Genomic DNA, 9,211 nt, shown 5'->3' on the forward strand with positions numbered 1-9,211 from the left:
CCTGGGGACTTCCTGCGGCTGTGCCTTCGCGGCCTGGGCCCTCAGCGTGTCCACCTCCCGGCGCAGCCGGAGGACCTCCGCGGAGAGCTGGGCGTAGGAGTCACGCACCAGTCCGTTGAACACGCGCTGCCGACCCAGGGTCTCGTTGATCAACACCTGGCACGTCTTGCGGAAGGCCCACTTGGCCAGCAGCACCGCCTGGCCCATTCCGGCGCGGTGCGTGTGCAGTGGCAGGGCTCGCGTCGTGTCCGCGTTCTCCTCCAGCGAGTGCATGTTGAACGTCAGCGGATCCACGCGTGGCTCCACGCCGTCCTCCGGCACCTCCGCCGGCTCCGACGTGGGCAGCCCGCGCACGCGCAGCCGCTCCTCGATGCGGGCCACCAGGGCCCCCGTGGGAATGTCCCGTCCGAGCAGCTTCATCGGTGTGTCTCCTCCACGATGCGCGCCATCTCTTCCCGGTACGCCGCGACCACCTGGGGCCACGTGTGCCGCTGCGCGTAGATGCGGGCCCGCTGGCCCATCGCGTCCCGGGACTCGCCCACCTCGCGCAGCCCTTCGATGAACGACGCCAGCCCCCGGTACACCCGGCCCGCGCCACTGCGCTCCACCTGTCCCACCAGCACCTCCGAGTGCCCGTTCACCAGCACCGGCGTCCCCTGCGCGAACGCCTCCAGCGTCAGCAGCGACAGGCTCTCGAACTTCGACGGAACCACCACCGCCAGCGCTCCCGCCAGCGCGTCGTGCTTGTCCTGTTCGGAAATGCGCCCTACGTGCCGCACGCCCTCGCCGCTCACGTCCATGTGCGCTTCGCCCGCGAGCACCAGCTCCGGCGCATCCTGGTAGCTCGCCCGCAGCTTGCGGTGGAACGTCAGCAGGTCCGGCACGCCCTTGCCCGGCTCCAGCCGGCCCACGTAGAGCAGGTAGCGGCCGTGCACGCCGTACTTCGCCCGGAAGCGGTCGGGCACCGCCGGCAGCGCGTCCACGCCCACGCCCACCACGCGCGCCCGCGCATGGTTCGGATGGAAGCGCCCGAGCATGGCGATCTCCTCCGGCGTGTTGCACATGAGCACCCGCGGCCGGTTGAACACGTCCCCGTAGACGCCGAAGCGGATGGGCGGCTCGTCGTGCGCGGTGGGCACCAGCATCGCGCGGTCCGACACCAGCGGCAGGCCCCACGCCGTGGGCGCGTAGAGGTACGTGAAGAACAGGTAGCCGTCGTACAGGTCCTGCGTGGTGGCCAGGTGCTCCAGCAGCCCGGGGCTCAGCGGGCCCTGCTCGGCCACCCACTGCTCCTCGCGCAGGCGCTCGTTGCCGTGGCCGAACACCTCCCTGGACAGGCCGTTGAACGCGTGGATGTTGCGCGAGCGCGTCACCGGGAAGCGCAGCACCTTCGCGCGGCCGATCCGGTCCTCGCCGGGCGGGAAGGCGTTCTCCCACGACAGGTGGTTCTTCGCGCAGGTCGTCACCACCGTGACATCCCAGTGCGGCGCCAGGTGCTCCGCCACCTGCGCGGCGTGGCTCTCCGCGCCGCCCGTCACCTCGCCGTAGCGCTGCACCACCAGCGCCACGCGCGGCCGCTTGGCCGGGGCCTTGCGCGGACGGGGCGGCGGCGCCACCACGCCCTCCAGCGCGCGCGCCAGCGACACCTGCGCGGCGGAAGGGGAGAAGTGCTGGAGCCTTCGCGCCTGGCCGTCGAGCACCGCCTTGCGCAGGTCGCGGTCCTCGCTCAGGTCCACCGCCAGCTCCGCGAGGAACGCGTAGCGCTTCTGGTCGAACGCGATGCCCGCGCCGCCCAGCGTCTCCGGCACCGCCGCCGCCGCGTACGCGAGCACCGGGACCTCGGAGGCCATGGCCTCGATGATGGGCACGCTGAAGCCCTCATGCTCGCTCATGGACACGAACACGGACGCGGAGCGGTACACGGCCACCAGCTCCGGATGCGACAGGCGCCCCAGGAAGTGCACCCCGCTCAGGTCCTTCATCTGGCGCTGGAGCAGCTTGAAGTAGCGGCTGCCCGGCTCGTAGCCACCCACGATGAGCAGGCGCGCCTGGGGCCGGATGCGCAAGAGCTCCCGGTGCAGCGCGAGCAGGTCCTCGAAGCGCTTGTGCGGCATCACCCGGCTCACCGACACCAGGGTGGGGCCGGGCCCGGACAGCTCCGCGAGCTTCTTCGCATCCGCCACGGACGCGGCGAAGCGCTCCTTCTCGATGAAGAGCTGCACCGTGTGCACGTTGCGGTGGCCCGCGACGCGCAGCTCCTCGCAGTTGAAGTCCGAGTCCCCGATGGACACGTCCAGGAAGGGCGCCAACGCGGCGACCTGCGCGCGGCCCGCGACCAGCGCGTGCTCCAGCGGCGTGTCGCGGTAGAAGCGCGCGGGGCTGATGTTGTGGAACACCACGCCCTTCTTGCAGTCCATGTGCATCAGCCGCCCGCTCAGCGGCGACGCGATGCCGTGGTGGTACAGCACCAGGTCCTCTGGCTTCGGCTTCAGCGTGAAGACGTGCCGGGCCAGGCCCTGCAGTCCTCCCGCGACCTCCTCCGCGAAGATGTCCCCCACGTGCCCCATGCGGCGCAGCAGGAGTTGCAGGTGCAGCGCGGCCTGACCGGAGGCGTCGCCGGGGCCGAAGTTTGGGATCAACTGATGGACCGCCATGGGGGGCCGTATGTACCACACGGCATGGTATGAGGCGGCCCGTGTCGACCCCCGGACCCATCGCCTTCGACGCCACCCTGTGGGACGAGCCCACCACCGGCATTGGCCTGTACACCCGCTGCCTCGCGGAGGCGCTCCAGGCCCAGGGCGTCCACCTGGACCGGATGGGCGCGCGCAAGTCCGGTGAGCACCCGCGAGGCGTCCAGAAGCGGACGCCGTGGACGCTGGCCACGCTGCCCAAGCTGCTCAAGGCGTCACCGCCGCCCGTCTACCACGCGCTCAGCAACTTCAACCTGCCGCTGCGGCGCACGCCGGGCACCGCCTACGTGCTCACCGTGCACGACCTGGTGCCGTTGGATTTGCCGCACACCGTCTCCACGCCGTTCCGCTGGCAGTTCCGGCTGTGGCTCGCGCGCAGCCTGATGCTCGCGGACCGGCTGGTGTGCATCAGCGAGTGCACGCGCCAGGACCTGGTGCGCCGCTTCCCCCAGGTGGAGCCGCGCACCGTGGTGGTGCCCAACGGCGTGGACCACGTGAACGCGGCCCCGCTGGACGCGGCGGACGAGGAGTTCCTCCACGCGCTCAACCTGCCGAAGGACTACGTGCTGTACGCGGGCTCGCTCGACGTGCGCAAGAACGTGGACCTGGTGCTGGACGCGCAGGAGCGGATGCACGCGCGCGGCCGGCCCTTCACGCTCGTGCTCGCGGGACAGAGCTGGTTCGGCTCCGGCACGGTGGAGACGCGCATCGCGCGGCTGCGCTCGGAAGGGCTGGACGTGCGGGCCCTGGGCTACCAGACGCCCGCCATCTTCTACGCGCTGATGCGCCGCGCGGCGCTGTTCGTCTTCCCCTCGCGCTACGAGGGCTTTGGCCTGCCGCCCCTGGAGGCCATGCGCCTGGGCACGCCCACGGTGGTGTCCACCGCGGGCTCGCTGCCGGAGGTGTGCGGGAGCGCCGCGCCCGCGGTGGATCCGGACGACGCGGAGGGGCTGGCGGCGGTCATCGACCGGCTCCTGCGTTCGCCGGAGGAGCGCCGCGCGCTGTCGGAAGCGGGCCAGCGGCAGGCCGCGAAGTTCACCTGGGCCCGCACCGCGGAAGGGACGCGGGCCGCTTACGATGCGGCGCTGCGCCACCGGTAGGCTGTCCGGTGGAAGGGGCGTCACGCCAACCGGCCCGCGAGGGCCTCCTGGAGGAACATGCGACTGCTCGTGTGGAGTGGAATCGTCTGCGGAATGCTGCTCGGGTGCGCGGGGTCGAACGCGGCGCGCAAGGATGAGGCGCAGGAGCCTGTCCCGGCCGCCGAGCAGGAGGCGCCGCCCACCCCCGTGACGCCCCCGGAGAAGAAGGCCCCGTCACCCGCGGCGGAGGCGGAGGGCCAGGAGCCGGCCATCGTCATGCCCCTGGAGGTCACGGAGACGCCCGCGCCCCGCGATCCGCTCTTCATCGAATCGCAGAGCGTGAAGGGCAACGTGCTGACGCTCCACGTCCGCCATGGCGGCGGCTGCAAGGAGCACCGCTATGGCCTCGCGTGGGACGGGCGCTTCACGAAGACGGCGGCGGGCGAGCCTCGCGCGGAGCTCACGCTGATTCACGATTCGAACAGCGACCGGTGCAAGGCGCTGGTCTACAAGGACCTGGCGTTCGACTTGTCCACGCTGAAGCAGGAGTGGAGCGAGAAGGGCCACGGCGACCACGCCACGCTCCACCTGGACTTCAACGGCGTGCCGGAGCAGTCCGCCAGCTTCAAGTTCTGACCGGCGCATGCCCCTGCGCGAGGAGGTCCTCGCGCAGGCGCGTCAGCACCTTGCCCAGCAGGTTGAGCCCCCGCCACGTCGCGGGGTCCTGGATGCGCGGGTCCTCCGCGGAGAGCCCCACGCCCCAGATGCGGTCCAGGGGGCTGGCCTCCACCAGCTCCGTGCCCGCCGTGGCGAGCAGCGCCTCCAGGAGGTGCCGGTGCTGGGTGAACTTCGCGTGGTTGCCCTCGTAGACGATGCGCTCGCGCTCGCGCTCCCAGAGGGCCGCGTCGAACGGGCTCACCTTGCGGCCCAGCGCCTTGTGCTGCTTGGGCGTGGCGGCGCGCAGCATCTGCTCCAGCACGCGCGTGTCGCCGAACAGGCGCGCCTTGCCCGCCATCATGTACTGCTCCGCGCAGGTGTAGCGCACGCCCTCCACTTCGAACGCGGACGGGTGCCACTGCGAGAAGAAGGAGTCCTCCTTCCAGAAGAACGTGAACCGCTGCGTCGACGTGGTGCCCATCCCAGCCTCCTGAAGTCTTGGTGTAGTTATGACACGAACGTGCGGCGATGGAGGAACCTGACGCAGGCCCGTACAATGGCCGCCCGCTCCCCATGCGACTTCAAGAAGCCCAGAAGCTGTTGGACCGTTGTTTCTCCGGCACGCGGGAGGGCGCGCCCCGCCTCCATGAGCCCTCGGACCCGCGCTTCGCGGAGCGGGGTGGAGCGGTGTGGCTGGAGTACCGCTGGTACGTGCGCGAGCGCGGCATCGCGGAGGTGTTCCTCAAGTGGGACCGCGTGCCGCCCGGCGGTGAGAAGACGGTGGAGGCCACGGTGCTGCGCACGCACCTGCTGGGCCAGTCCCCCATGCTGTCGCAGCGCGCGCTGCGCACGGTGGAGGGCGGCACGCCCGCGCCGGAGCGGGTGCTGGACGTGCTCAAGAACGACGGCATCCGCCGCGAGTGCGTGGCGAAGGGCCGCACCACCGTGACGGTGGAGCACTGGGAGAGCCGGCGTCCCGCGGCGCTCTTGGACGAAGCGCGCTTCGAGGAGCTGGCCGCGCCCCTGGAGGCGGAGGACTCCACGCCGGATGCCCGTCACGAAGCCGTGCAGCGGCTGGCGGACGCGGAGCGAAGCCCTCGCGTGGCGGACGTCCTCTTGCGGCTCGTCGCGCGCAAGCCGTCGCTGATGGCGCTGCGCATCCTGTCGGAGTGGGGCGAGGTGAAGGCCCGCGAGTTCCTCCAGCGGGACCTGACCGCCGTGACGCCGGGCAACGCGGCGGACCTGTGGGCCCTCACCGCGTTGGACCGGCGCCTGGAGGCGTGGCAGTCGCTGGCGCGCCCCACTTGAGGCGCGGCCAGCGGGGCGTCAGTGCGCGCCCACCTTGGGGCCCAGCACGTCGCGCAGCGCGTCCGCGACGGCGAGCTTCGGGGTCCAGCCCAGCGCGCGCAATTTGGCCGTGTCGGCCACGAGGCTGGGGATGTCGGAGGGGCGCAGCCGCGCGGGGTCCAGCTCGATGCGCGCCTGCACGCCGGACAGCTGGAGCATCTCCTCCAGCAGGCTCCGGATGGTGCGGCCCTCGCCGCTGCCCACGTTGTAGGCCTGGCCCGCTTCGCCCTTGAGGAGCAGCAGCCGGTACGCGTCCACCACGTCCTTCACGTGGGAGAAGTCCCGGATGGCGTCCAGGTTGCCCGTGCGCAGGATGGGGTCCACCGTGCCCAGCGCGATGGCGCGGATCTGCGCCGCGAACGAAGGCACCACGAAGGTCGGGTCCTGCCCCGCGCCCAGGTGGTTGAAGGGCCGGGCGAGGATGACCTCCATGCCGTAGCTGCGGAAGAACTGCTCGCCCGCCAGCTCCCCCGCGGACTTCGACGCGGCGTAGGGGCTGAGCGGCACGTGCGGGTGGGATTCCGCCGCGCGGGTGCCTTCCGCGACGGGGCCGTACACCTCGCCGGAGCCCACCAGCAGCACGCGCGCCTTGGGGGCGCTCTCGCGCAGCGCGGTGAGCAGGTGCACCACGCCCATGGTGTTCACCGCGAAGACGCGCGCGGGGTTCTGGTGGCTCTTGGCCACCGAGCTGAAGCCGGCCAGGTGCAGCACGGCTTCCGGCTTCACCTCGGAGACCGCTGCCTTGACCTTCGCCTCGTCGGCGATGTCGAAGTGCAGCGCGGTGCTGCTGATGCCCTCGCCGCGAGGCCCGTGCACCTCCACCACCTCGTCGCCGGCCGCCCGAAGGGCTGCGCAGGCATGCCGGCCGACGAATCCATCCGCTCCCGTGACGAGGACGCGCATCTTACCGCTGCCCTGCCTTGACCCGCTCCAGGTCGGCGTCGACCATCATCTCCACGAGCTGCTTGAAGCGCACCGTGGGCTCCCAGCCGAGCTTCTCCCTGGCCTTGTCGTACTTGCCGATGAGCAGGTCCACCTCCGCGGGGCGCACGAACGCGGGGTCGATCTTCACGTGCTTCTGGTAGTCCAGGCCCACGCGCGCGAAGGCGATCTCCACCAGTTCCCGCACGGTGTGCGTCTCGTTGGTGGCGACGACGAAGTCCTCCGGCGTCTCCTGCTGGAGCATGCGCCACATGGCGTCCACGTAGTCGCCCGCGAAGCCCCAGTCGCGCTTGGCGTCCAGGTTGCCCATGGGCAGCGTGTCCTGGAGGCCCATCTTGATGCGCGCCACGTTGTACGTGACCTTGCGCGTGACGAACTCCAGGCCGCGGCGGGGCGACTCGTGGTTGAAGAGGATGCCGCTCACCGCGAAGAGCTTGAAGGACTCGCGGTAGTTCACGGTGATGTGGTGGCCGTACGCCTTCGCCACGCCGTACGGGCTGCGCGGGTAGAAGGGCGTGTCCTCCGACTGCGGCACCTCCAGCACCTTGCCGAACATCTCGCTGGAGGACGCCTGGTAGAAGCGCACCTGCGGGCGGGTGTGGCGGATGGCCTCCAGCATCTTCGTCACGCCCAGCGCGGTGAACTCACCGGTGAGCACCGGCTGGTTCCAGCTGGTGGGCACGAAGGACTGCGCCGCCAGGTTGTAGACCTCGTCCGGCTGGGTGAGGTTCAACAGGGCCGCCAGCGAGAACTGGTCCAACAGGTCGCCCTGATGCAGCTGCACCTTTCCCTGGAGGTGCGCGATGCGCTCGAACTTCTCCTCGGAGGAGCGGCGCACCATGCCGTGCACCTCGTAGCCCTTCTTGAGGAGCAGCTCCGCCAGATAGCTGCCGTCCTGCCCCGTGATGCCCGTAATGAGTGCGCGCTTGGCCATGGCCCTTGTCTGTTCGCTGGAAGACGCTGTTCGTTGTACCCGAGGCTTTCGCCGTCTGCCAACAGTCCCAGGGTTTCAGGGAGCTTGAACAGGAACGGGCCTATGCCTAGGTAGGGAGCGACCTGCCCAGGAGCCGCCCATGCGCAACCTCTCCCTCCCAGCGTTGACGGCCGTGCTCGTGAGCACGGCGGCGGGGGCTCAAACCGCCCCCGTGGCAGTGCCCTACACCGTGCAGACCCAGCCCGGGGCGCGCTCCGGGGGCGGCACGGTGAACGACGTGGCCCTGTGGGTGAACCCCGCCGACCGGGCCGCCAGCCGACTCATCACGGCGGACCAGAACAACGGCCTGTTCACCTACGCCCTGGACGGCGGGGAGGTGCAGGCCATCACCGAGGGTACGGCGGCGAGCGTGGACGTCCTGGGCGGCTTCCCCCTGGCGGGCGGTGCGTCCGCGTCGCTGGTGCTCAGCGCCAACCCCACGCTCACGGGGCTCGTGCCCTACGTGATGGATGCGGCGGCGGATGGCGGCGGGCTCACCCGCCTGTCCCCCACGGCGTCCCCGCTGGATGTAGGCGTCAGCTACGGGACGGTCCGCATGGCCCGCGGGGCCGACGGGTCCATCCAGGCCTTCGGAGGCCTTGCGGCCGGCGGCCTCCGGCAGTTCCTGCTGACGCCCACCGACGGTGGCGTGACGGCGACCCCGCTGCGGGACATCCCGGCCGGTGCCGTGCTGGGGCTGGTGGTGGACCCGGCGTATCGCGCGCTCTACGTGGCGCAGCAGGGGCAGGGGCTCTACCGCTACGGCTCGGACGCGGATGCGGGCACGACGGGCACGCAGGTGGTGGGCCTGGGCGACGGCGGCCTGACGTCCGTGGGGCGCCTCGCGCTGTACGAAGCGTCCGGGACGGACGGCTACCTCCTGGCGACGGATCCGAACGCGAACACCTTCGTCGTCTTCGACCGGCGCACGCTGGGCCGGGTGGGGTCGTTCCAACTGGTGCAGGACGGCGGTACCGACGGGGTGGAGCAGTCGCGCGGACTGGTGGCGTTCTCCGGCCCGTTGGGCACCGCCTTCCCGGAAGGACTCTTCGTCGCGCACGACGGCGTCAGCAGCAGCACGCTGGGTGACAACCTGAAGCTCACTTCCTGGGGCAACGTGGCCCGCGCGTTCTCTCCGCCGTTGATCATCGTGGGGCAGCAGGCGGACGGTGGCACCGGCCAGGACGCCGGCACCGGCAAGGACGGCGGTGGCGGTGTCATCGTCAATCCGGGAGACCAGAACCCCATCGGTGGCGGCAGCGGGACCGACGACGACAGCGGCTGCGGCTGCACCAGCACGTCCGTGCCGGCCATTGCGACGCTGGGCCTGCTGGCGATGGCGCTCCTGGGCCGCCGTCGCCGGAGCTGAAGACGGCGAACCGAGACGCGAAGCGGGTTGAAAGCGACAGGGGGGCGGGATGAAGTGCGCGCCCCATGCGCTCCTTCCGTTCCGCTGCCCTGGCGCTCGCGGTGCTTGTCTCCGCCTGCAAGGGCGGCCCGACGCCCGCTCCCGCCAGCCC

8 protein-coding genes and 1 pseudogene are annotated in these 9,211 nt (G+C 71.2%); 4 read left to right on the forward strand and 5 right to left on the reverse strand.

Features of this window, described 5'->3' with window-relative positions:
- Both D7X32_RS40900 and D7X32_RS40905 read right to left on the reverse strand, forming a co-directional pair.
- A pseudogene (locus D7X32_RS40900) lies at nucleotides 1–420 on the reverse strand (hypothetical protein); the annotation flags it as partial.
- On the reverse strand, nucleotides 417–2,654 hold the full coding sequence (locus D7X32_RS40905) for a glycosyltransferase family 4 protein (protein ID WP_120607932.1): 2,238 nt from the start codon (nucleotides 2,652–2,654) through the stop codon (nucleotides 417–419). The gene D7X32_RS40905 and the pseudogene D7X32_RS40900, both read right to left, overlap by 4 nt.
- Nucleotides 2,655–2,683: 29 nt before the next feature.
- Here D7X32_RS40905 and D7X32_RS40910 point away from each other — a divergent pair, with 29 nt between their 5' ends.
- Both D7X32_RS40910 and D7X32_RS40915 read left to right on the forward strand, forming a co-directional pair.
- Nucleotides 2,684–3,793 carry a glycosyltransferase family 4 protein gene (locus D7X32_RS40910; protein ID WP_120607933.1) on the forward strand — a complete coding sequence of 370 codons (1,110 nt, stop codon included), beginning with the start codon at nucleotides 2,684–2,686 and terminating at the stop codon, nucleotides 3,791–3,793.
- Nucleotides 3,794–3,850: 57 nt separating this feature from the next.
- Nucleotides 3,851–4,408: a hypothetical protein gene (locus tag D7X32_RS40915; RefSeq protein WP_147450476.1), complete on the forward strand. Its 558-nt coding sequence runs from the start codon at nucleotides 3,851–3,853 to the stop codon at nucleotides 4,406–4,408.
- Here the strand turns inward: D7X32_RS40915 and ybiA are convergent.
- Nucleotides 4,398–4,910 (reverse strand): riboflavin biosynthesis intermediates N-glycosidase, encoded by a 513-nt coding sequence (ybiA, locus tag D7X32_RS40920; protein WP_120607935.1) that lies wholly within the window; start codon nucleotides 4,908–4,910, stop codon nucleotides 4,398–4,400. The two genes, D7X32_RS40915 and ybiA, sit on opposite strands and share 11 nt — an antisense overlap.
- Nucleotides 4,911–5,002: 92 nt before the next feature.
- Here ybiA and D7X32_RS40925 point away from each other — a divergent pair, with 92 nt between their 5' ends.
- Entirely contained in the window at nucleotides 5,003–5,737 is a 735-nt protein-coding gene (locus D7X32_RS40925; RefSeq protein WP_244239462.1) for a hypothetical protein, read from the forward strand.
- Between the two features lie 18 nt (nucleotides 5,738–5,755).
- Here D7X32_RS40925 and D7X32_RS40930 read toward each other — a convergent pair whose 3' ends face one another.
- Both D7X32_RS40930 and gmd read right to left on the reverse strand, forming a co-directional pair.
- Nucleotides 5,756–6,679 carry a GDP-mannose 4,6-dehydratase gene (locus D7X32_RS40930; protein WP_120607937.1) on the reverse strand — a complete coding sequence of 308 codons (924 nt, stop codon included), beginning with the start codon at nucleotides 6,677–6,679 and terminating at the stop codon, nucleotides 5,756–5,758.
- 1 nt (nucleotide 6,680) lies between these two features.
- On the reverse strand, nucleotides 6,681–7,652 hold the full coding sequence (gene gmd / locus D7X32_RS40935; RefSeq protein WP_120607938.1) for a GDP-mannose 4,6-dehydratase: 972 nt from the start codon (nucleotides 7,650–7,652) through the stop codon (nucleotides 6,681–6,683).
- A 139-nt stretch (nucleotides 7,653–7,791) separates the two neighbouring features.
- Here gmd and D7X32_RS40940 point away from each other — a divergent pair, with 139 nt between their 5' ends.
- Nucleotides 7,792–9,060, forward strand: a complete 1,269-nt coding sequence (locus D7X32_RS40940; RefSeq protein WP_120607939.1) for a myxosortase-dependent phytase-like phosphatase — start codon at nucleotides 7,792–7,794, stop codon at nucleotides 9,058–9,060.
- The last annotated feature ends 151 nt before the right edge of the window (nucleotides 9,061–9,211 follow it).

The organism is Corallococcus carmarthensis (genome assembly GCF_003611695.1).
Classification (GTDB): domain Bacteria; phylum Myxococcota; class Myxococcia; order Myxococcales; family Myxococcaceae; genus Corallococcus; species Corallococcus carmarthensis.